20 protein-coding genes, 1 tRNA gene, 1 pseudogene and 1 other annotated feature are annotated in these 22,074 nt (G+C 55.9%); of the genes and pseudogenes, 14 read left to right on the top strand and 8 right to left on the bottom strand.

Going from position 1 to position 22,074, the window contains the following annotated elements; translation table 11 throughout:
* Nucleotides 1-154 precede the first annotated feature (154 nt).
* The 7 genes from HG264_RS05635 (at nt 155) to HG264_RS05605 (ending at nt 7,478) form a co-directional block, all read left to right on the top strand.
* Nucleotides 155-703, top strand: coding sequence for a hypothetical protein (locus tag HG264_RS05635; protein WP_169406737.1), 549 nt, complete (start codon nt 155-157; stop codon nt 701-703).
* A 1-nt stretch (nt 704) separates the two neighbouring features.
* Entirely contained in the window at nt 705-995 is a 291-nt protein-coding gene (locus tag HG264_RS05630; RefSeq protein ID WP_169406736.1) for a transcriptional regulator, read from the top strand.
* 67 nt (nt 996-1,062) lie between these two features.
* Nucleotides 1,063-1,929, top strand: coding sequence for a MotA/TolQ/ExbB proton channel family protein (locus tag HG264_RS05625; RefSeq protein WP_169406735.1), 867 nt, complete (start codon nt 1,063-1,065; stop codon nt 1,927-1,929).
* A gap of 28 nt (nt 1,930-1,957) precedes the next feature.
* Nucleotides 1,958-2,365, top strand: a complete 408-nt coding sequence (locus HG264_RS05620) for a biopolymer transporter ExbD (RefSeq protein WP_178102829.1) — start codon at nt 1,958-1,960, stop codon at nt 2,363-2,365.
* The gene (locus HG264_RS05615) at nt 2,365-3,096 is read left to right on the top strand and encodes a TonB C-terminal domain-containing protein (protein ID WP_169406733.1); all 732 of its coding nucleotides are present in this window, start codon (nt 2,365-2,367) and stop codon (nt 3,094-3,096) included. Before HG264_RS05620 ends, HG264_RS05615 begins: the two co-directional genes overlap by 1 nt.
* 10 nt (nt 3,097-3,106) lie before the next feature.
* Nucleotides 3,107-5,722, top strand: a complete 2,616-nt coding sequence (locus HG264_RS05610) for an ankyrin repeat domain-containing protein (protein ID WP_169406732.1) — start codon at nt 3,107-3,109, stop codon at nt 5,720-5,722.
* Between the two features lie 223 nt (nt 5,723-5,945).
* Complete coding sequence (locus HG264_RS05605; RefSeq protein ID WP_169406731.1) at nt 5,946-7,478, top strand: phospholipase D family protein; 1,533 nt, start codon at nt 5,946-5,948, stop codon at nt 7,476-7,478.
* A gap of 13 nt (nt 7,479-7,491) precedes the next feature.
* Here HG264_RS05605 and cls read toward each other — a convergent pair whose 3' ends face one another.
* The 6 genes from cls to HG264_RS05575 all read right to left on the bottom strand — a co-directional run bounded on the left by cls (nt 7,492) and on the right by HG264_RS05575 (nt 11,068).
* Entirely contained in the window at nt 7,492-8,931 is a 1,440-nt protein-coding gene (gene cls / locus HG264_RS05600; RefSeq protein WP_169406730.1) for a cardiolipin synthase, read from the bottom strand.
* A 15-nt stretch (nt 8,932-8,946) separates the two neighbouring features.
* Nucleotides 8,947-9,282 (bottom strand): TusE/DsrC/DsvC family sulfur relay protein, encoded by a 336-nt coding sequence (locus HG264_RS05595; protein WP_169406729.1) that lies wholly within the window; start codon nt 9,280-9,282, stop codon nt 8,947-8,949.
* Nucleotides 9,279-9,578 (bottom strand): sulfurtransferase complex subunit TusB, encoded by a 300-nt coding sequence (gene tusB, locus HG264_RS05590; RefSeq protein ID WP_169406728.1) that lies wholly within the window; start codon nt 9,576-9,578, stop codon nt 9,279-9,281. Before tusB ends, HG264_RS05595 begins: the two co-directional genes overlap by 4 nt.
* Nucleotides 9,578-9,931, bottom strand: a complete 354-nt coding sequence (gene tusC, locus HG264_RS05585; protein WP_169406727.1) for a sulfurtransferase complex subunit TusC — start codon at nt 9,929-9,931, stop codon at nt 9,578-9,580. The genes tusB and tusC overlap by 1 nt, the downstream gene beginning before the upstream one ends.
* A gap of 2 nt (nt 9,932-9,933) precedes the next feature.
* Entirely contained in the window at nt 9,934-10,323 is a 390-nt protein-coding gene (tusD, locus tag HG264_RS05580; protein WP_169406726.1) for a sulfurtransferase complex subunit TusD, read from the bottom strand.
* Nucleotides 10,324-10,393: 70 nt separating this feature from the next.
* Nucleotides 10,394-11,068 carry a Bax inhibitor-1/YccA family protein gene (locus HG264_RS05575; RefSeq protein WP_178102804.1) on the bottom strand — a complete coding sequence of 225 codons (675 nt, stop codon included), beginning with the start codon at nt 11,066-11,068 and terminating at the stop codon, nt 10,394-10,396.
* Between the two features lie 233 nt (nt 11,069-11,301).
* On the opposite strand from HG264_RS05575, the gene HG264_RS05570 reads away from it, so the two are divergent.
* From HG264_RS05570 to HG264_RS05555, 4 genes are all read left to right on the top strand, one after another.
* Nucleotides 11,302-11,392, top strand: a tRNA-Ser gene (locus tag HG264_RS05570).
* Between the two features lie 558 nt (nt 11,393-11,950).
* Nucleotides 11,951-12,487, top strand: coding sequence for a hypothetical protein (locus HG264_RS05565; protein ID WP_169406724.1), 537 nt, complete (start codon nt 11,951-11,953; stop codon nt 12,485-12,487).
* A gap of 215 nt (nt 12,488-12,702) precedes the next feature.
* Nucleotides 12,703-13,851, top strand: coding sequence for a GTPase domain-containing protein (locus tag HG264_RS05560; RefSeq protein ID WP_169406723.1), 1,149 nt, complete (start codon nt 12,703-12,705; stop codon nt 13,849-13,851).
* Nucleotides 13,848-14,948 (top strand): GTPase, encoded by a 1,101-nt coding sequence (locus HG264_RS05555; RefSeq protein WP_169406722.1) that lies wholly within the window; start codon nt 13,848-13,850, stop codon nt 14,946-14,948. Before HG264_RS05560 ends, HG264_RS05555 begins: the two co-directional genes overlap by 4 nt.
* Nucleotides 14,949-15,260: 312 nt before the next feature.
* On the opposite strand, the gene HG264_RS05550 is transcribed toward HG264_RS05555, so the two are convergent.
* Nucleotides 15,261-16,483, bottom strand: a protein-coding gene (locus tag HG264_RS05550; RefSeq protein ID WP_169406721.1) for an IS3 family transposase whose coding sequence is annotated in 2 segments (ribosomal slippage) — nt 15,261-16,198 and nt 16,198-16,483 — 1,224 coding nt in all. Because the reading frame shifts where the segments join, the coding sequence is not laid out codon by codon here.
* Nucleotides 16,089-16,205: a sequence feature (AL1L pseudoknot), on the bottom strand. (Overlaps the previous gene by 117 nt.)
* A 41-nt stretch (nt 16,484-16,524) precedes the next feature.
* On the opposite strand from HG264_RS05550, the gene HG264_RS05545 reads away from it, so the two are divergent.
* Nucleotides 16,525-16,857, top strand: a complete 333-nt coding sequence (locus HG264_RS05545; protein ID WP_218573046.1) for a hypothetical protein — start codon at nt 16,525-16,527, stop codon at nt 16,855-16,857.
* A 273-nt stretch (nt 16,858-17,130) separates the two neighbouring features.
* Nucleotides 17,131-19,221: a 3'-5' exonuclease gene (locus HG264_RS05540; RefSeq protein ID WP_169406720.1), complete on the top strand. Its 2,091-nt coding sequence runs from the start codon at nt 17,131-17,133 to the stop codon at nt 19,219-19,221.
* Between the two features lie 232 nt (nt 19,222-19,453).
* On the opposite strand, the gene HG264_RS05535 is transcribed toward HG264_RS05540, so the two are convergent.
* Nucleotides 19,454-20,200 (bottom strand): hypothetical protein, encoded by a 747-nt coding sequence (locus HG264_RS05535; protein WP_169406719.1) that lies wholly within the window; start codon nt 20,198-20,200, stop codon nt 19,454-19,456.
* 270 nt (nt 20,201-20,470) lie between these two features.
* On the opposite strand from HG264_RS05535, the pseudogene HG264_RS05530 reads away from it, so the two are divergent.
* A pseudogene (locus tag HG264_RS05530) lies at nt 20,471-22,036 on the top strand (IS3 family transposase).
* The last annotated feature ends 38 nt before the right edge of the window (nt 22,037-22,074 follow it).

The following is a 22,074-nucleotide window of genomic DNA, read 5'->3' as shown; positions in this document are numbered from 1 at the left end:
CCCATACCTTTGTATTGAGAAGACTCATGGTCTCGGGTTTCTGTCTCTCTACTGGATCACAAAATCATAAATTAAAAATTCGAGACGATACTTGTTTTCGTTCGCTCTATTAAATAGAGTACTTTGCATAACGAATAACAAGAGTTCCGAGTTTATGGGGTCATCTGCCGAAGAGGCCGCCCGCGCCTTGCGGGAAATTGCTGAGATCAAGGCCCGTGCTGCCGGCTTTCAGGACTACCGGGCCGAGTCAGGCCAGTTGCTGCTTTGGGGTTTTGCCTATTTCATCGGCTTCGCCTTGAGTGCGGTTTTTCCTCAATACATTCTGCTCGTTTGGGTACTGGTAGTTGTGTTTGGGTTGCTGGCAGGCAGCGCCATTGCCCGCCGCACCAACCCTGATATTCCCGGTATTGCCTGGCGCTATCTCGCGCTCATTGGCAGCATCCTGCTGCTCTGCATACTCATCCATATCGTCATGTGGCCATTAAGCGCCGAGCAGGGCTCGATGCTCGCGCCATTATTTGTTTCCACACTGTACATTCTGCGCGGCGTGCAGCTCAGGCCGCGCTATCTGGTGATCGGTGCGCTGCTCGCCATATTGAGCCTGTCCGGGTTTCTCTGGCTGAGTGCCTGGTTCTGGGGGTGGATGGCCTTCGCCTGCGGTGGAACGCTGATGGTCTCGGGTCTGTGGCTGCGGAACTACTGACATGCACAGTCCAGACGAAATCATCCATCAGCCGGTTCGCCTGAAGATCATGGCCGCCCTGAATACGCTCGAGGCGAAGCAGTGGCTGGAGTTCGTTGCGCTCAAATCCATCGTCAAAGCCACCGACGGCAATCTGGGCGCACATCTGGGCACGCTTGAAAACGCCGACTACGTACAGATCACCAAGGACTTCGCCGGCAAGAAGCCGCGTACGCGGGTGCGGCTCAGCCCCGCCGGACGCGAGGCCTTCGCACGTTACGTCGCCGATTTGCACGCTTTGCTCAATCTTTGAACTCAGACCCGTCACTGTTCTTCCAGTAAGTGGGCTGAGCCTGATAACAACGATAAAAGAGGTTTCCATGCAGACGAGTATCATCCTCAACCGTGCGGCCCGTTGGCAGGCCCGTATGCGACTGGCCGCGTTAGCTGTGCTGATTGTGCTTTGCGGTATGACCGGTGCGGTACTGGCGCAACAACCCGAGGCTCCAGCGGCTCAGATCCAGCCTGTGCAAAGCAATGCAGCGTCTGCCGAGGCGGGGAGCGCGGCCCAGGCAGAACGATTTGGCGCGCGGGAGATGTTCTTGCAGGCCGATGTAGTGGTCAAAGCAGTGATGATACTGCTGGTCTGCTGTTCGCTACTGACCTGGGCGGTACTGATGGAGAAGGTGATCGTTTTCAATCGTACCCGGCGTCGCAACAAACAGTTTCTCGCGGCGTTTCGCAAAGGTGAAACGGCAGCATTGGCCGAGCAGGCCGACAAAAGCCCTATGGGCCGGATGTGGCAGGTCGCTCAGGCTGAACTCAAGCACTTCGGCCGGCACCGTAATGGCGAGGCCAATGCCGACCAGATCAATCGCTTGCTGCAGCGCATGTCGCTCACCTCCAGCATCGTTCAGGAGCGCGACCTTGCACGGCTGGGCACCATGATGGGTGTGCTGGCAACAATCGGCGCGACAGCCCCATTCATCGGGCTGTTCGGCACCGTATGGGGCATCCTGAACAGTTTTGCCAGTATCGCCACCCTGAAGACCGCCAGTCTGGCGGTGGTTGCGCCGGGCATTGCCGAAGCGTTGCTGGCAACCGCCCTCGGGCTCTTCGCAGCGATTCCCGCAGTGATGATCTTCAACAAGTTCGCCCGCGACATCAACGGCTTCGTCGGTTCGCTGGATAATTTCTCGGCGGAGATGATCGCCTCTGTGTCACGGCAGCTGGACGAGGGACGTTGAGATGAGCATCCAGTTCAACTCCGGCCCCATGGTCAAGCGGCATAACTACCACCAGAACGCCGAAATGAACATCACGCCCTTCGTCGATGTGATGTTGGTGCTGCTGATTATCTTCATGGTGGCAGCGCCGCTCGCCACCGTTGACGTGCCGGTCGATCTGCCCAGTAATGCCTCGACGGCCAGTCCGCCACCGGCTGATCCGGTGTACGTCAGCGTCCAGCCTGGCGGTGAGCTGTTTGTACAGGAAACGCCGGTTGCGTTGGGCGAACTCGCTTCGCTGGTTTCAACCCTGACCGGCGGGCAGACCGGGACGCGTATGTTTCTGCGGGGTGATCAGGCTGTTGACTACGGCACCCTGATGCGGGTGATGAACACGCTACAGAAAGCCGGCTATACACGCATCAGCCTGGTAGCGACCGAAGAGCTGACACCCTGATGAATATGGCCAGCACACATGCCAGCTGGTTGGTTCGTTCAGGTGTGATAGTGGTATCGGTGATACTGCACGCGGCATTGATCGTATGGCTCGGCAGTGGGCGATTCAGCCACACAACGGCTCCGGAGTCGAACGTAGTGGCTGTGGAACTGGTTGAGCTGCCGGAAGAGCCCGAGCCAGAACCTGAGCCTGAGCCTGAACCTGAGCCTGAACCTGAGCCCTTGCCCGAACCCGAACCCGAACCAGAACCAGAATTGGAACCCGAGCCCGAACCGGCAAAGCCAACGCCACCGCGCCAGCAAGCTGCTGCGGCGCCAAAACCCAAGGGCCCGCCGGTGCATTCCTTCGGCGCGAATAACGATTGGGCTGCGCCGCCTGCGCCCGCGCCAAGCACGTCGCCCGGTCGCGGAAGGCCGGTGCCGTCAGGCTACGCGGATACGGTAAAGAACAGGGTCATCGCCAATCTCAAACGGCCGCCCGGTTCGTCGTACAAGCCACCGCCGGGCTACAAGGGCGACCCCGAGGATTTCAAGCGCCGCTGCTATATCCCTTACGAGATTCTGGTGGATGCACAGGGCGAGATGATTTCCTTCGAGATCGACCCGTGTGGCGATGCCGTACTGGATGACGCCGTCGAGCGGGCGATACGTCTGGCCGGTCCCTTTCCGCCACCGCCAAATCAGGGCGCGTCGCGCTACACGGTGTATGGCACAGCAATATTCATAGATTAGGAGCCTGACCATGGCTGTACTGATTGTTCCACGGAGCGCTGTATTGGCCGGGGCGTTTGCAATGTTGGGTGGCTGTGTATCCGAGCCGGTTTCCGGCCCGGTGCCTTTTCACGACAACACGCCGCGCAGCTACGCACCGAAACCGCAAACCCTGGCCAGCTTCGCCTGCAGCGGTGCCTTGCCGGCGGTGCATCAACAGATCTGCGCCAGCGAGCCGCTTTCCCGACTGGATCACCAACTGATCGACCAATACCGGCAAAAGCTGCGCGAGCTGGACGTGCCCGGCGGTCTGTTGCTCGAGGCCAATCAGCGTCGCTGGATGCTGTCCCGAGCCGGGCAGTGTGGCTTGACTGAGGAGACGGGTACAGGCGAGGCGGATGCGCAGGCGATTGCCTGCCTGGAGTCCATGTATCGCAAGCGCGCTCGACATCTGAGCAACTGGACCGTGCCGGAGCCGCAGGCCCAGATGGAGGCGCATGCCTGGTCATCGTATGCGGAGTACCGGCTGGTGGATAACCGTGGGCACAGCATGTGCGAAGCCACTGGCGCCGCGCTGAACCGCGAGCTGCAACGTGACGGCTTTCCCGATCCGGGTGCATTGCCCGGCTTCAAGGCATTGGCCGGCAGCCATGCAGGCACTCAGCAAACACAGGTCGGTGCCGCCGACATATCGGTCAACCTGTATGATGCCGGGCTGTATGCCGGTTATGAGCGCAGGGCCCGCGGCGTAAGCGTCGATGGCGTGCCCGTCCTGGATCACAGAACCTTGCCGCTCTGGGTTGCCGAGCAGCCGAACTATGGCGGCCGCGCGCACGCATCGTCATCTCAGACAGGTGATTACGCCTCGATTGATGTGCTTGAGCACGCTGGCCAAACCCTGGTGCTGGTAAATGAAAGCTGGGGATTCTATTCGCCCGCAGCGCGGGGCGAGTCCGCCTATGCCGGCCTTTATCGGCTGCAGGGCAATCAGCTCGAACCCCTGTGTCTGTATCAGAGCTATCTGACCCCGCCGCGCACCAATACGCTGGCCGGCTTGCCCGCCTATCAAGCGCTGCAAACCGAACTCGACAGGCTTGCCGGCGATCCGCTGGCCGAATATGCGCAGCATGAGCGCCGGGACAACTTCCAGACCTGGAAGGAGCAGCAGTGGACTTTGCTCAATCTGCCTCTGGTCGGGGCGGACGCGTTAGCCCGCTACGGGCGCATGGCGGCCCTCCAGCAGCGCAACGATGAAGTGCTGGAGGCCTTCTTCGACTGGTCTGAGCGCAACCTGGGCAACAAGCGGATCTATCGTCGCGTATTGCCGATGATGCAGCCGGCTTATCTGGAACTGCAGCAGATGTTCCGCGATCAAGGCCTGGAAGCCGCTCAGGCCACGGCCGCGGCTGATCTGCTGTTTCACGCCAGCCTCGCGCGCAGCATGGATAACCTTGAGCCACCGCAGCACGTACCTGATATGCCGCTGGCTGCTTTTGCCAGTTATCGGCCGCGCTATGCCATTGCGCCGCAGCCCGGTGAGCTGGAGCAGGGCCGCCAGTTCGCCACCTTGCACAGTGTTCTGCTGAACAACGCGCCGCTACATGTGATCAGCGATTTCATTGATTACGAAACCGCAGAAATGGGTGCCCAGCGGGGCAGGGGGCCAGACGGTAATGCCGCAGTCATGGCAGCGGTCGGCAACCCCGAGGCGCTGAAACTGCTGTTACGTCACGGCTTTGACCCGGACCAGCCCAATGACTGGGGTAAAACCGCGCTGATGACCGCCGTCCAGCTCGATCAGCCGGACAGCGTGAAGTTGCTGCTTGAGCAGGGCGCTGATGTGCACAGACAAACCCGCAAACAACCGGATGCTGGCTCAGGCGGGCCGGACCGGGCAGAGGCAGCGGCTGGTCAGCAGACCGCACTGACGCTGGCTGCGAAACAGGCTGGCGGCCGCGTCATTGACCTGCTGATTGCTGCGGGTGCAACGCGTATGGAATGGGTTGGCTACAGTGACCAGGTGTGTGGACTGCTGGCGCAGAACGGTCAGCTGGATGATGCGCAGCGCACCCGCTTGCAGGACCCTCTGTGCACCGCCAGCTATTCGCCTGCACCCGCTACCTTGCAGGCGCGGGCGGACCTGCGTCGCGGCGAGGAGATCAGCATCAGCGAAGCCGGTCAGGAATATCGGGTGAAACTCATCGATCGTCCCGCTATGACGCTGTTCGGCCAAAGGATGGAGATACACCCGCAGCGTCTGCGCAAGGACCTTGGGAAAATGGCCCGGTCAATCGGTACTGCTGCCGTGCGGCGCGGCAAGGGTGAGATCAAGGGCCCACTGACGCTGGTATTCGATGATCTGAGCGAAAGCAACGCTGAGAAGCTCAAGACAGGGGTGGCCTTTCCGGTCTCGGCCGGTACGACCTCAGCGTGGCGCTACCAGGTTGAACAAAAGCCTGCGAGCAAGGCGTTACGGATTATCGCGCACGATCAGGACGCCGACTCCGGGATGCTCTGGCGAGCGCTGTTCACCGCCGCAGAGCGGAACAATCTGACGCCGACCATGGAGGGCTACATGCTGATTCATACGCGCGGCACCCGTAGTACCGAGTATCAGCTCGGCGTGATCGATCAGCCCCGCAACTGATTGAGATACAAGACACGCGATGTACCCCATCGCGGGTTTCAATCACGTGATCAACCCGCTCGGAACGCTGCGAAACTTGCAGCGACGGGCACTTCCTTGCATGCTTCGTGTCCTCTTTGATGGAAGCCGACAGTCACGCGTGTCGCCGTTTGAAGTGATTATCAAACTGCTCTCGCCACGTCTCTGCTAGCGGCAAAACCTAATGGATCCTAAGCGAGACCATGTGAATAGACTGGTAGTTGTAGTCCTCATGTTCTGTACGGCGACCCTGAGCGGGTGCGCCACAACCTTGCCCACGCATGATTCGCCGCCAAGCTATACCTTGCCGGTTGATCAGGATTCGTCTTTGAGTCGCTATGTCCAGGCGCGCCAGCCGGACGACACCCAGCTGTCAGGATTCAGGCTGCTAGCCAACGGATCGGATGCGTTGGCCAGCCGGCTGCAGATGATCGATATGGCCGAGCACAGCATCGATCTGCAGTACTACATCTACAGTTCGGACCTCACCGGAGCCCTGCTGGCGGATCATCTGCTGGCGGCCGCGGATCGTGGGGTGCGGGTGCGTATTCTGCTCGATGACATCGGTAATGGCCTGGCTGATTTCAGCGTCTCGGCACTTGATCATCATCCGAACATTCAGCTGCGTCTGTTCAACCCGCTGACCTTTCGCCACAAGTGGCTGCGCAACCTGAGCAAGGTCGCCGAGTTCGCGCGTATCAATTACCGCATGCATAACAAGCTGGTCGTCGCCGATAGCAGCGTTTTTGTAACCGGTGGCCGCAATGTCGGCGATGAATATTACGCGCTGAGCGAAATGACCTTTCACGACGTGGACATTCTTGGCATAGGGCCGATCACCCGCGACGTCAGCCGCAGCTTTGACGAATTCTGGAACAGCCCCAGCGCGATACCGATCAAGGCGGTGGCGGGGAAACCGGCTAACAGCTCGCTGGTGCAGTTGCGCAGGAACATCCGTTCAACGGTCGGACGTGTTGATACCCGTCGTTACCTGGACGGCGTGAATGAATCGCCATACCGGCATGTGCTCAACAACGACACGCTGCGCTGGTATTGGGGGCCAGCTCAGTGGGTATATGATCCGCCGGAGAAAGCTGACCCCAGGGAGCCGCGCAAGGATGTCTCACACGTGGCGTATGAACTGGCTCGTCGCGCCGAAGACGCCGAAGATGAATTGCTGCTGATGACTGCGTATCTGATTCCGGGAGCGCAGGGCCAGGCGTTTCTGGTGGATAAAGTAATGGCTGATGCGGCGCTTAAGGTGCTGACCAACTCGCTATCGAGTACCGATCTGTTGGCCGTACACTCCAACTACGCCCCGTATCGAAAGCCATTGCTTGAAGCGGGTGCCGAAATGTGGGAGCTGCGTCCGATCGCCGGACAGCAGGGGCGGGCCAGCCCCTTTCTGAGTGAGTCGCTGGCCAGCTTGCACGCAAAGACTTTTGTCTTCGACCGGAAAGAACTGTTTGTAGGCTCGATCAATCTGGATCCCCGCTCGCTCTGGCTGAATACCGAATCAGGCGTATTTGTCGAGCAGCCTGAGCTTGCCGCGCAGGCAGCCAAGCTTTTTGAGCGCTGGACCTCAGAGAGCTACGCATTTCGTTTGCAGCTGGACGAGGGTGGCGACATCAACTGGCACGCCGAAGGACACACCTGGACCAGCGAGCCGGGGGCCTCGATGCTGCGCCGCGTTAGTGCCTGGTTGCTGGGTTGGTTGCCTATTGAAAGCCAGTTATGAGTTCAGTTCGAACTTAGAGCAGGGGGCTCATGAAATACATCAGCCTTTCCAGCCCGCGAGCGGCCTTGCTGCGTTGTTGCCAACGACTTAATAACAGTTGCTCACTGCGCGCCTGATAGACATCCAGCACTGCCCGGATATGCGCGCAGCTTTCGGGGGTGGTCAGTGCGACGGTCAGCTCGAAGTTCAGTTGCAGGCTGCGAATGTCGAGGTTGACGCTGCCCACCAGGGCCAGTTGCTCATCCATCAACATGGCCTTGGTGTGCAGCAACCCGCCGTCAAACAGAAAGATCTCCACCCCGGCCTGCAGCAGAATCTCAAAATACGAGCGGCTGGCCCAGCCCACCATCAGCGAATCGTTGCGCCGCGGCAATAATAGCTGCACCTTGACGCCTCGATGCGCGGCCTGGCACAGGGCCTCGAGGATGGTTTCCGAGGGAACAAAATACGGCGTGCTGATGACGATGCTGTGATTGGCGCGATAGATGCTGGTCAGCGTGGCGTGTCCGATAAGGTCTTCGCCGACACCCGGACCGGAGGGCAACACCATGAGCCACTGGTTGGGATTGTCCGGCGTATTGCCAACCTCCGGCAGAAGGCGCTGGCCGGTCTCGACCTCCCAGTCCCAGGCAAACACTTTGGCCAGACCTGCGGCAGCCTGACCATCGATCCGCAGCATGATATCGATCCAGGGACCAACCCTGGCTTTGCGCTTGAAGAACGCCGGGTCAGCAATGTTCATGGAGCCGGTGTAAGCGACAGCATCGTCTATCACAATCAGCTTGCGGTGCATGCGCAGATCGATCCGGTGAACCAGCGCGCGCAGTAACCGCACCGGCAGCGCGGCGGTCACTTCGATACCCGCGGCCTTCATCTGCTTGTGCCAGGGCGACCGGAAGAAGGGGCGGCTACCGGCATGGTCAATCAGCAGATAGATCTTCACCCCGCGGCCAACCGCTTCGATCAATGCGTGCGCCAGTTCATCAACCCGTCCGCCGGGATACCAGATATAGGTTTCTATGCGGATGCAATGACGTGCGCGACGCACGTCGTCACATAGCCGATCAAAAATAGCCTCGGGTGCGTCCAGCACGTCCAGCGATTGGTAGCTCTGCGCACTGATATGAATCTGGGTAGATAGCAGCTGGTTGATCGCCAGGCTGAGCTGGCCACCGGGCAGCGAAACGTCGGTCGGAAAAGATGTGTGCAGGCTTCGCAGGTAGGGCTCGACCATGGCTTCGGCACGGCTTGCGCGTTTGCGACCGAGGTTCAGGTCGCCGACGAGCAGGTAGAGTACGGCGCCTAGAATGGGCACGATGAATATCACCAGCAGCCAGGCCAGGGTCACGCTTACCGGCTTTCGCCGCGCGATAACCCGAGCAGTCACCAGCGCAATCAGCAGCCAGTACATCACGGCCATCGCGATGCCGAGCACGCTCTGAATGTTATCCATCCAGGCGGCTCCGCATCAGAGGCAGTTATCCGGTTTTGGCAGGCCTGCGATCTTGCTGGCCAGCTTCGCCGGGCTCCCTGGGAACAGCCGTAACAAATGCAGGCTGGTGCCTTTTTCCGGGCCAAGTTGTTGGCCGATATATTTGACCAGCGGTCGCATGGCCGGTGACAGCTGATATTCGGCGTAGAAGCGACGCAGGGCGTAGATAACCTCTAGGTGCTCATCCCCGAGCGTAATACCCTCCGCGTGCGCCAGGGCTATGGCGATCGGTTCTGACCAGTCGCCAAGGTCAACCAGAAAACCTTCCTTGTCGACCGCAACAGAGCGGCCCTCTACCGTGATAGCGGTCACCAGCTCACCACTTTCGAGTGATAGACGCAGAGTTGCACCATGGCCGGGTAATCGATGAGTTTCAAGCGTTCCGGCAGATCATCCAGCGCAATGCCGCGCGCCAGCACATCCGCTTCAATGGCATACAAGCGCACGCTACCGGGCAGTATCTGGAGCGAAGCCAGCGTCCTTGAGCGTGGCAGCAAGCCGTATACGGCATCTTCCAGAAGCAACAGGCTTTGTTGAGGACCCAGGCCGCGCAGGCAACTGGCGAAGCGCGTCTCGCTACCTGGCGAGTGACGAAGTATATGCAGCATCAGAGCGTAACAACTTGATCATAGTGGTCGAGGAGGGCGGCGATTTCGGCGCTTTCAACAGGACGGGCATCCAGCAGACACTGAGCGCCGGCGAGGCCGCGCTCTCCCATCGAGTGTTGGCACACCATGATTTCTTCGACGCCAAACATGGGTAGCGCCTGCAGATTGGTGGCAAGAGATTTGCGGTTGATCTGGCTGGCGTCCTGGCCTTTGAGCAGCTGCAGCACGCCGTCATCCATGAACAACAATGCCGTGGGGACGCCAAAGGCCGCCGCAGCCAGCGCCAGATCCAGGGCTTCACGGGCCGCCAGACGGGCTGGCGGGTGGCGGCTGATAATCAACAGACTTTTCATGGTCAGGTACCGAAGGTGACGGCGCGATCAGCCGTTTGCAGGGCGTCCACCCATTGCCCGAGGCCGGACAGTTCCCATGGTGCGCAGGTATTGGCAACCGGACGCTCCCAGCGCTGGGCCTCGTCTTCATTGAGCACGCCGCGGCGCAAGGCGGCAGCAATGCATACCACCGCGTCGAGCTCGTGTTCAGCGATGAACTGGCGCCACTCGACGGCTATATCGGATTCATCCTGCGGCTGAACTCCCAGGTTGGAGGCAAGATGCACCGCGTCCCGGTAAAGAAACAGCCGGCTGATCTGGTGACCTTCGGTAATTACCGCCTTGGCGAAGCTGAGTGCGCTTCGGGCGGCCGGATCCTGCGGGCCGGCGAGCAGAGCAATAGCGAATTTCATAGACTCTCGACGCTGAAAACAAGGAGGCCCGCGTTAAGCGGGCCCCGGTAGTATAACTCCAAGTACCTGATCAGTCGTCGCCACCAAAGATGCCGAGCAGCTGCAGCAGGCTCAGGAACAGGTTATAGATGGATACGAACAAGGTGATCGTCGCCATGATGTAGTTGTCTTCGCCACCGTGGATGATCGCGCTGGTCTGATACAGGATCACAGCAGAGGAGAACAGTACGAAGCCTGCGGAAATCGCCATCTGCAGACCGCTGATCTGGATGAAGAAGCTCGCCACGACTGCGCACAGCAACACCACAAACCCAGCCATGATGAACCCGGACAGGAAGCTGAAATCCTTGCGGGTCAGAATCGCATAGGCCGACAGGCTGAAGAACACCAGAGCAGTCATGCCCAGCGCCAATGTTACCAGCGAGCCACCGTTAGGTAGCGACAGGTACATGTTCAGAATCGGACCAAGCGTGTAACCAAGAAAGCCGGTAAAGGCAAAGGTACTGACCAAGCCCCATACCGAGTTGCGCAATTTAGTGGTCAGGAATAACAGACCATAGAAGCCGGCCAGCATGATGATGATGCCCGGATGCGGCAGGTTCAAGGTCATGGAGCCAAAGGCAACCAAGGCGCTGAATGTCAGCGTCATGGCCAAGAGACTATAGGTGTTGCGGAACAGCTTGCTGACTTCCGCCTCGTTCACTCCCGAATGCTGGAGAGTGTTAGTTCGTTGCTGGGTGTTCATGTTCAAGCTCCAATGGTTGCAAACAAGAGGTCCTTTAATCGGTTTGATCATACCGGTTAGTCGCGTCAAATCAAGAAATCCCGCGCCCTACAGGCATATTGCACGCCTCGTTTTTGTCACAGAGTGCAACAAGCCGACCCGACAGAGCTGTGACAACTATTTGCGAGGAATTTGCTATAAGCATCGCTTAGACCATTGACTGGAATGAAGTTTCCGGTAGTATTGCCGGCCGTGGAGGGATGGCAGAGCGGTTGAATGCACCGGTCTTGAAAACCGGCGTAGGTTAATAGCCTACCCAGGGTTCGAATCCCTGTCCCTCCGCCACTAATCCTTGTAAATCAATAGCTTGTAGCGCTATTTGATTTATACCCAACAAAATGCCCCGCAACCTGAGAACGGTTGATGCGGGGCATTTTTGTCTCCGCATTTCTGCTCTCTCCTCGAACTCAGGCTGAATGAAAAAGTAAGATGTCGATATATCAACCAATACCAGATAGCTCCTTAAAAGTTTTGTGACCAAAGTCTCACTGTGAACGGGCTTCCACCCGGCGCGAATCTAAAGCATCATTTGGCCATCAGAACGAAATTAGCTTCGATGCGACACAGGATGTCGGACCTTTCGAGCAATGTTGTAGCTGTTGCCCGTATTCGACAGGTTGCTACGGCAGAGAAATAGGCGCGCGAGCGCTATATGATATGCATGCGCCCGGCCCACGTTTGTTAGCCGGGGACCGCGAATGGATTGTCAGCAGGGCAGCTCTTTGCGACTTGATGACTACATCCTGCTGGTAATGGCCTCTCCGGGCTAGTAAATGAGGACAGGGAACCTGTTACCGGGTGGTCTGGGCAATATTTGCCGCGAAATGGAAAGGAAAATCTAAGATGAACAAACTGAATGCACTTCTTATTGCTGGACTCTTATTCCCCGCGATTTCCTTCGCAAGCGACCCTAAGCCTCCTAGCGAGGCTGAAATTCAGGCTGCAGCCATCGCTGTCACCAAAAACTATGCCAACGCTGTAGCTTGCACGGAGGACGAATACGGTATTTGGTCGTTCCTGACCTTACAGCCTTGGACGGATTATTACGCCAGAGAAGATGCAGAGTTTGCCGTGATCTGGAGCGGCGATGTAGGTTGTGCCGGCGGGTCCGGAACCGTTGGAGTAAATTTAGCCATTGTCAAAGTGGGCGCGGGCAATAGCTATTATGTTGACGCTCGGGACTCTTCGCCGCCTGCAGAATTTGAATTCTATAGCCGTTCATTCGAGAGCGTTGTGGCCAATACCAGTGATGTCATCGTCCTTGAGGCTTTCGAGCACGGAAGAGACGACGCTAACTGCTGCCCTAGCCTGCGTGTGCGATACACGCTCAAACGAGACGAAAATAGGGACTGGAAGCTCCATCAGCGGCAGGAAATTTGATGTGGCCTATTTCGTTGCAGGGTCGATGAGATGGATTTTACAGATAAACAAGGACGGACTAAGCGGTCTTGTTTGCTTCGATGACAGATGCCTCAGGCATAACTCGTTCTCTTTTGCGTTCGAAAAAATGCGCTCATTAAGGTGCGATTGGAATCTGTAAAGTAACCTCTAGCAAGCCTGAGTTGATGTTGTGAGCGTGATCTAATGGAGTGTATATGACAGAAGCAAATGTGAATATATTAGTGGTAGGAAAGTCTGGCGCAGGGAAGAGCAGCTTCTGTAATTATATTTTTAATGAAAGCGTCTTCGCCACAGGCAATGGCCGGCCAGTTACAGGTTGGAGTGACCATTTCATATCTAGTTCTGTGCAATACGAAGATTTTATCTTGAATTTATTTGATACTGTAGGTATAGAGGCGACGAACCTCGTTAAGTGGGAGTTACTTCTAGATCAGTTTCTGGAGGAAAGATCTCCTTCTTCTGAAACGATGCCGCAAGAGTGGCTGCATTCGGCCATCTATGTTCTTAATGCTGCGTCGGCTCGGATCGAAGACGCGGAGTTAAGGCTGATAAATAAGCTTAATTACAGAAATTTTCCGGTTCAAGTCGTTCTGACTATGTGTGATAAAGCGAAGCCGGAAGAAATTCTGGCGATGCAAGCCTGTCTGGAGGCAAGTTGCCCTGGTATTTCGGTGAGCCAGGTATGCTCTGTTGCTATAAGAAAGCGCTCAGGTTTAAGCACTAAATTCGGTCGTGAGGCTGTGCTGGATAGCCTTGTCAGTGGGCTGGATACGGAGTTGGCTGGCGCCTTGATTAACGCCGTTTGTGACCGCTTGCAGTTAGAAATCACAGTGGGAAAAAAAGCATGTATCACTGCGCTTAGTGAGTCAGAGCTAAGCCTTTTCAATATGATGAGGGGCTTCATTCAACAAGGGGATAGTTTCGACATGGATACTCTTCTTGGCTTTGACTTTGACAACCTGTTATCTGTTGAGTCAGCGCAGTTCAACGAAATGAATAAGTCCATCGATAGCTTTTTGCACGCTCTTGGTAAGAGGTCGAGATCTAAGATAACGACCTCCGAAATCGTTGCGAATATCCGTCAACGGGTCGATAGCGCGATGGAAGACGCAGGAACAGCTTTCGAAGAAAGGCTGAATAGTGAAGTCAACACGCTGGAAAATGGAGACTTTTGGCAAGCTCTAGCCGCAGCATCCAGAATATCGATGGTCGTGGCTCGCCTCAAACCTTTCATGAAGACCGAAATGGGAGCCGTATTGGATAAGGCCTACAACGAGGTTGATATCCAGCGGTCTGCAGCACACCAAGTGTTATCGCTAATGAATCCAAGGAGAAAGTTATGAAGCAGGAGGAAGCGTTGCAAGCAGAGTTCGACAAGCAGGTTAACGATGTCGCTAAGGTTAACTTGATGCTGGTGGGCGGAACCGGCGTTGGAAAAAGCAGCTTGATAAACCGGGTATTAGGTGAAGAGGTGGCTAAGGTCGGTTCGGGTAGGCCCGTTACCAAAGGTTGTGAGCGGTTTGAAAAAGAGAACTTGCCTGTGGTGGTTTACGACAGTGAGGGCTACGAAATTGTTGATGGTGAGGTAAATAACGACAATTTTAGATCTGTAGTCATTGCTGAGGTTGACCGCCTTGCCAAGCTCAGCCTAAAAGACCAAATTCATCTTTTCTGGTACTGCATTTCCGTCAACAGTCATCGGGTCACTGAATATGATGTGGTGAACCTCAAAGACTTAGCTGGGCGGAATGTGAATCTTGCGGTGGTGCTAACTCAGTGTGATGGCGATGAGCTTGATGAAAACAATCAGGGTGTAGTTGCTGCCGCGTTTAAAAGAGAGCTTAGGAACGCAGGTATTGATAGCCCAGTTTTTGAAACGTCGACGACTCTCGAAGAAGACCTGGAGCTGAGTTCGCTGATTGAGTGGAGCGCGGAGAGCTTACCAGCAGAAAAGCTGAAAGATGCTTTTGTTGGCGCGCAAGTAAGTAATATCCCAATGAAAGAAAAGCAGGCCACGCAGGCGGTTTTGATGGCGGCTGCAGCGGCTGGTGGCGCTGCAGGATTAAACCCCATCCCAATGTCGGATTCTGTAGCATTACTGCCCATTCAGCTGGCGCTGGCGGCGCGGCTTGCCAATATCTATGGGTTTAGCACCCTGGACGCAGGTGCGATAGTGCTGCTGAAGTCGCAGATACTGTCGCTTTTGGGGCGCCAGATGGCGGCAAGCCTGACTAAGCTCATACCTATTTTTGGCCAGGTTATTAATGCAGGTGTGGCGAGTGCTATTACTGCTGGTTTTGGATACTCATTAAGCGCGATATATAAATCGGCATATGTGACCTTGTTGGAAACGGGGAAAGTCCCTGACTGGGCTTCCCTATTCAAGTACATGGATCTAGTGGGGATGATCACAAAGGAACAGGGAAAACAGAATTTGTGACGTCCTAATTACCTGTTGCTGAGCAACGTGCCAACACCTAAGGAGTAGGCACGTACTGGTTGGGGGCAGCCATTGAAGCGGTGCTGGCAAGGATCGGTGCCCCGCAGACGCCCGGATAGCCAGGGCGTGAGCATCAGACCGACTGCGGGTCAATTTGCCGGTAAGACAACGATGAAGGAGAGCGAATCAAGGCACTGGGGGTGGTTGAGATTTTATCTGGCGCAACATCAGTGTCAAAAAGCGTTACCTTATGGTGCTGGAAGTCAGCTGATGTGAATCACACCGGGTTTTATGGAGGCCATTTCATTTAAGTCAGGCCGCCATAGCCTGACCGTTGTGTTGCTGGTAGAAGTTTGCCTCAGCTTCTGCCGGCGGTATATATCCGATCGAACCCAGTAGGCGCTGGTGGTTGAACCAGTGAACCCATCTCAAGGTGGCGATTTCCACTGCTTCCAGGCTTCGCCAGGATTGCCGGTAAATCAGCTCCGCCTTGTACAAACCGTTGATGGTTTCTGCCAAAGCGTTGTCGTAACTGTCTCCTTTGCTGCCAACAGAGGGCTCTATTCCAGCCTCAGCGAGACGTTCCGTATAACGGATAGAGACGTATTGGCTACCCCTATCGCTATGGTGAACCAGGCCGTCCATTTGGCCTGGCTGACGGGCGTAGAGGGCTTGCTCCAAGGCATCCAGAACGAAATCCGTTTTCATGCTGTTGCTCACACGCCAGCCAACAATTCGCCGAGCAAAGACATCAATAACGAACGCCACGTAGAGCCAGCCCTGCCACGTAGAAACGTAGGTAAAGTCTGAGACCCACAGTTGATTTGGTCGACCAGCATGGAAGTGACGCTGGACTTTGTCGAGCGGGCAGACCGCTTTCTCATCAGGCATCGTGGTACGGATCACATGACCGCGCCGAACGCCCTGTAGACCAAGCCGGCGCATCAACCGTTGCACAGTACATCGGGCGACGTGAATGCCTTCTCGCTTGAGTTGCTTCCACACCTTCACGACGCCGTAGCACTGCATGTTGTCATCCCAGACACGCTGGACTTCATCGCTCAACAGCTCGTCCTGCTTAGCACGTGCGCTTCGTAGCTCGGGTTGGCGCGCTCTGGCTGCATACTGGTAGTAACCAGACGGAGCGATCTGTATCACGCGACAGATCGACTCGACTCCATAACGGTCACGATGCTCATCCACAAAGGCGTTCAGGGTTTGTTGCGGCGGTCGAGCTCCGCCTGGGCAAAATAAGCGCTGGCCAGGCGCAGAATCTCGTTCGCCTTGCGCAACTCTCGATTCTCACACTCCAGAGCCTTAAGGCGCTCTCGCTCGTCAGTTGTCTGACCGGGTCGTTGGCCGGTATTAGTCTGATGTTTGCGCACCCAGCCATGCAGCGTCTGCGGGACACAGCCAATCTTAGGCGCAATCGATTCGATGGCTGCCCATTCGGAGGGGTAGTCCTTCAGGTTCTCCAGAACCATGCGTACAGCACGTTCACGGACTTCAGGGGAGTAGCTGTTGGATTTCTTCATGCCTCATTCTCTCAAGAGTTGAGGCCTCCACGAAACCCGGTGTGATTCAGGTACAAGTCAAGGTCAACGGCGTAGACGTGTTCAAACCCCAAACCGGTGAAGTCATCAGCGACTCCGCCGACGGCATCGCCTGCTGGTTTATCGACACCGACTATAACGAAGAATCCTTCTTCGTTCGTCAGGCCTACTTTCTCGGCGCCAACGACCCCTACAAGTCCCTGAAAACCACGCTCAAAGCCGAAATCAACCAAGACGCTTGGGCCTCGCTCAACAGTGACACTTCGAGACCGTTCGCCAAGCCCAAGTCCGGCCGTATTGCGGTAAAAGTCATTAATCACCTGGGAGATGAGGTTATGAAGGTGTTCAGGGTATGAGGGTGAGTCGCTAGGGCAAATCAATACGGGCTGTCCTGAACAACTCAGGACTCTGCTCTAGTGACACCTGGAAGGCGTATAACGGCAGACCTTACTAGCCGGATGTCATAGCGGATTTACTCTGCCCTGGGCTGGAGGATGACTGGTACGGCATTGAAAGGATTCAATCCTCCTTGCGTGCGCTGACCGTTTCGATAAGCGCATTTTCTATTAAGAGGATCTCTACATTACAGTTGCCAGTCAGATTGGCATTCCGATTGAGGTAGCAATGTGATGAACTTCAGGATAGCTGATACCTTCACCGCCAGTTTGTCAAAACTCACTGGTGACGAGCAGAAGCAGGTAAAGACGACGGCGTTTGATTTACAGATGAACCCGGCAAATTCCGGTATGAATTTCCACAAACTGGAAAAGTCGAAAGACCAAAACTTTTGGTCGGTGCGCGTAACCCGCGATATTCGTCTGATTGTGCATAAAGCCACGAATAGTTTGCTGTTGTGTTATGTCGACCACCACGACAAAGCCTATCAATGGGCAGAGCGACGCAAGCTGGAGACGCACCCAAAAACCGGCGCAGCCCAGCTAGTGGAAATTCGTGAGACTGTTCAGAAGATTTTGGTGCCTGACTACATCACAGGCGTTGTAGCTGCTGAGCCCAAGCCGAAATTATTTGCTGGGGTGAAAGATGAAACGTTGCTTTCGTACGGCGTGCCTAGTGAGTGGTTGAGTGATGTGCTAGCTGCTGATGAGGACAGCTTGTTGCAACTAGCGGACCATTTGCCCAGCGAGGCCGCCGAGGCTTTACTGGAGTTGGCAACTGGTGGTCAGCCGACGTTGCCAGTTGTGGCACCTGAAGGTGTGGATCCCTTCGAGCATCCGGATGCACAACGTCGTTTCCGCGTTATGTCCGATGCCGATGAGCTGGCCCGAGCGTTAGACTACCCGTGGGATAAATGGTCGGTATTTTTGCACCCAGCTCAGCGCCAATTGGTGGAAAAAGACTACAACGGACCGGCCCGAGTTTCTGGCTCAGCTGGTACGGGTAAAACTATCGTCGCTTTACACCGGGCCGTTTATTTGACTCGCCAGAACCAGAATGCGCGAGTGTTGTTGACGACTTTTTCCGATACTTTGGCCAATGCTTTGCGTGTGAAACTTCACTGCCTTATCAGCAATGAGCCTCGTTTAGCTGAGCGTCTGGATGTGGCGGCCATCGAGGAAGTAGGGAAGCGCTTGTACGGGGTGCATGTGGGAGTGCCAAATGTAGCCACTCGTCGGCAGGTTGAACAAGCTATCGCGGCACATAGTGCAGAAGTTGAGGGTTTGCGTTTTAGTCAGCGGTTTATGCTGGGAGAATGGGAGGACGTGGTAGATGCCTGGCAATTGCAAACACTTGAAGATTACCTGGACGTAAGGCGTCTCGGCCGGAAGACACGCCTGCCAGAGGCGCAACGTGAGATCTTGTGGCACGTTTTTTCGGCAGTCAAGTTGCACTTGGCGCGCGAAGGTTTGATTACTTCTTCGCAACTGTTCAGCGAATTGGCGAACAAACTGTCGGAGCGCAAGCATCCTCCCTATGACGTTGCTGTAGTAGATGAGGCTCAGGATATTAGCGTGGCGCAACTGAGATTTCTGGCCGCTCTGGATAAGGATCGCCCTAATAGCCTGTTTTTCGCAGGAGACCTGGGACAGCGCATTTTCCAGACTCCATTCTCTTGGAAGTCACTGGGTGTCGATATTCGGGGTCGGTCGCAGTCTCTACGCATTAATTACCGCACCTCCCATCAGATCCGTCAGCAGGCAGATCGTCTACTGGGGCCGGAAGTGACGGACGTTGATGGCAATCTCGATGACAGACGTGGAACCGTTTCGGTGTTTAACGGGCCCAGTCCAACAGTGCGTCTGTTTGAAAGCGAAGAGGGCGAGATTGCCGCAGTCGCAAGCTGGCTCGAGGCTCTGATGAGTGAGGGCTATTCGGCACATGAAATTGGCATATTTGTACGTTCCCCAGCACAGGTGGTGCGTGCCAAGGCTGCAGCAGATGCCTCTGGACTGCCTTATCAAGTGCTGGACGAAAAGATGGAAACTGTTACGGGCATGATGACCATCAGCACAATGCATCTGGCTAAAGGGCTCGAATTTCGCGCTGTAGTGGTGATGGCTTGTGACGATGAGGTGATACCGCTGCAAGAGAGGATCGAGTCGGTTGCGGATAACGCTGACTTGGAAGAGGTCTACGATACAGAGCGCCATTTGCTTTATGTGGCCTGTACACGCGCTCGGGACCGTTTGTTGGTCACCAGCGTGAAGCCAGCTTCAGAGTTTTTGGATGACCTTAGTGCAGAAGGGAACAACCTTGCTTAGTTGTACTGGTGCTCGTCCCAAGGGCTCAAGCTCGGATCCGTTATCAATGAGTCCTCGGCTCTTGTGTCTGAACAGGAAGGCCGATCTATCAGCATTGAAATGTTGAAAACCTTATCTTGCGGGGGGATAGCGTAAGTCTGAAATCTGTCCTAAGGCTTTATCCCCGACGTCATGGGGTTCTTGGGCTATCCCCGGCTGATGGTATCCCCCGATACGCGCCGGGGGACATTTCTCAATAGAACTCAGCCGCCAACTCATCATCTTCGCCGAGGACTTGGAAATCATTCCAGAAATCCCATACTTCCTCCGTCACGCAGCGAGACCTGTTGCCGCGACCTCGGGGCTGCGCAAAAAACGACACGCCTGTCTTTAGGCTCGTTAGTCCGCCTTCAGTCGAGCCAGGTCGGCCAATCGGCGCCTGCGGGCTGAAGCATTCGATACCCATCGCTAGTTGTGCGACGATCCCCTCGCGAGAGTTGAAATGCGACTCTTCGGCCATGATCATTTGACGAATCACTGAGAGATCAACCATCGTACTCTCGTGCCAGAAAGCGACGCAATTGTACGCAGCCACCCAAGCCAAGTTGGATTCCTGGATAAGGACATTGATGATGTTAGCTTGCGACCTTTTGGCCCCGCCGCTAGACAAACAGGATCCTAATACCACTCCGGTGATGTTTGAGGCGGCTGCTCCCAGATTGCAGGCGACCATTATGTCGAGGATTTTGGCGCCACCGACGCGCTGACCATCGCCGTGCCCGGCCACGTATACGATGGCATTTTTATATTTGTACCTGGTCAGCGCCTCGAATGCCCGCTTAAAACTATTGCCATCATAGAATCGGGAATGAAGAACCTCGATGTCGGACGATTGTTTGGCCAGCCCTTGGAAGAAAGGCTCGACGGAGCTGCGGTTGATATCACCTTCGTAGAGACCCCATGGGGCTTCCAGAATTAAAATAGCACTTTTGTCGTTCACGACTGTTCCTGTCTGGATTGGTGAAGGCTGCTGAAGCAAGCGTCTAGGGGTTTGTAGTACAGGCGAATGTTGTTCAGCTCGCCGACTCTCGCTGTCTAGGCAACCCCATGCCCTTTTTCGGCTGATATTTTCATATCTTTAGTGAAAATGGTGGCAATGTTATTGAAAATCTTTTGCCGGTGGAAAGCCCGACGTAGCCCCCGGTGTCAGGGTAGTTGTCGCTTGATCGTTTTACTTGAATCCAATCCCGGGGACGGTATGAGTCATGCAATGCCACGTTATGCACCAGAGCGAAAAGAAGCCCTGCTGAGAAAGCTGTTGCCCCCGCACAGCCTGTCTGTTGCTGAGTTGGCCCGGCAGGAAGGTATCTGCGAGCAGACGCTTTATAATTGGCGCAAACAAGCCAAAGCCGGAGGAGCTGTTGTGCCGGGAGATCAAAAGCTGACTGACAACTGGTCGGCAGAAGCCAAGCTGGCGGTCGTTATTGAAACCGCCGCATTGTCAGAGATTGAGCTGAGTGAGTACTGCCGCAGCAAGGGTCTCTATCCACAACAAGTAAAGGCTTGGAAAGCCGCCTGTCTGGCCGGCCAGCAAAGCGCCAAGACGCAAAGCCAAGCTGATCGTGAGCAGGCCAAGACAGACAAGAAACGCATCCGCCAATTGGAACGTGAACTCAACCGCAAAGAGAAGGCCTTGGCCGAAGCCGCCGCACTGCTGGTGTTGCGAAAAAAGCTGAATGCCTACCGGGGCGACGACAGCGAGGATATATGACCTTGCTGCCAGTCAGGCAGAACTATGTCGAATGGCTCACTGAGGCCATCACCAACGGTGCACGCAAGAAGCCGGCGTGTGGTGAGCTGGGCATCAGTTTGCGCACCTTCCAGCGCTGGACTCAAGAGAACACCATGAAGCCTGACGGCCGTACCACTGCCATACGCCCCGTACCAGCTAATGCGCTCACCAAGGCAGAACGTCAGGCCATTCTGGAGCTGTGCAACAGCGAAGAGTTCGCGCATTTGCCGCCAAGCCAAATTGTGCCGCGACTGGCTGACCAAGGTCGTTATGTCGGCTCTGAAAGCAGCTTTTACCGTGTGCTGCACGCCGCCGATCAGCAGTACCGTCGTGGCCGCAGCCAACCGCCTCGTCGGCATCCTGCGCCCACAACACATGTAGCCACAAAGCCCAACCAGGTCTGGTCCTGGGACATTACCTATCTGCCATCGCCGGTGCGTGGTCAGTATTACTACCTGTATCTGATTGAAGATATTTACAGCCGCAAAGCCGTTGGCTGGGAGGTGCACAGCGCCGAGTCTGGCGAAGAGGCTGCCGCCTTGTTGCAACGCAGCATTCTCAGCGAAAAATGCCTGCGTGAGCCGCTGGTGCTGCATTCTGATAACGGTGCACCCATGAAGTCTGCGACCTTGCTAACCAAAATGTATGACCTTGGCGTCACGCCTTCGCGCGGCAGGCCCCGCGTAAGTAATGACAACGCCTTCTCGGAATCACTGTTCCGAACATTGAAGTACTGCCCTCAATGGCCGCAGAACGGCTTCGCCAGCCTGGATGACGCCCGGGCCTGGGTCAGGGACTTTCATGTACTGGTACAACCACGAGCACCGGCATAGCCGGATCCGCTTCGTGACGCCAGCGGAGCGCCATCTGCGCCTGGATGTGGATATCTTGGCAAAGCGTCATTCGCTGTATCAACAGGCACGCTCAGCGCACCCGGAACGATGGTCAAGGAATACGCGAAACTGGGACGCTGTGAGGGAAGTAACACTCAATCCAGAGAAGCAGCAAAACCTGCAAGAAGAACCGCAGCTACAGGCTGCATAAAAGTATGGTCTACGCGACAACTACGTTGACAAATACCG

This window comes from Pseudomonas sp. gcc21 (assembly GCF_012844345.1).
Taxonomy (GTDB): Bacteria; Pseudomonadota; Gammaproteobacteria; order Pseudomonadales; family Pseudomonadaceae; genus Halopseudomonas.
This window is presented reverse-complemented; position numbering and strand designations above follow the sequence as displayed.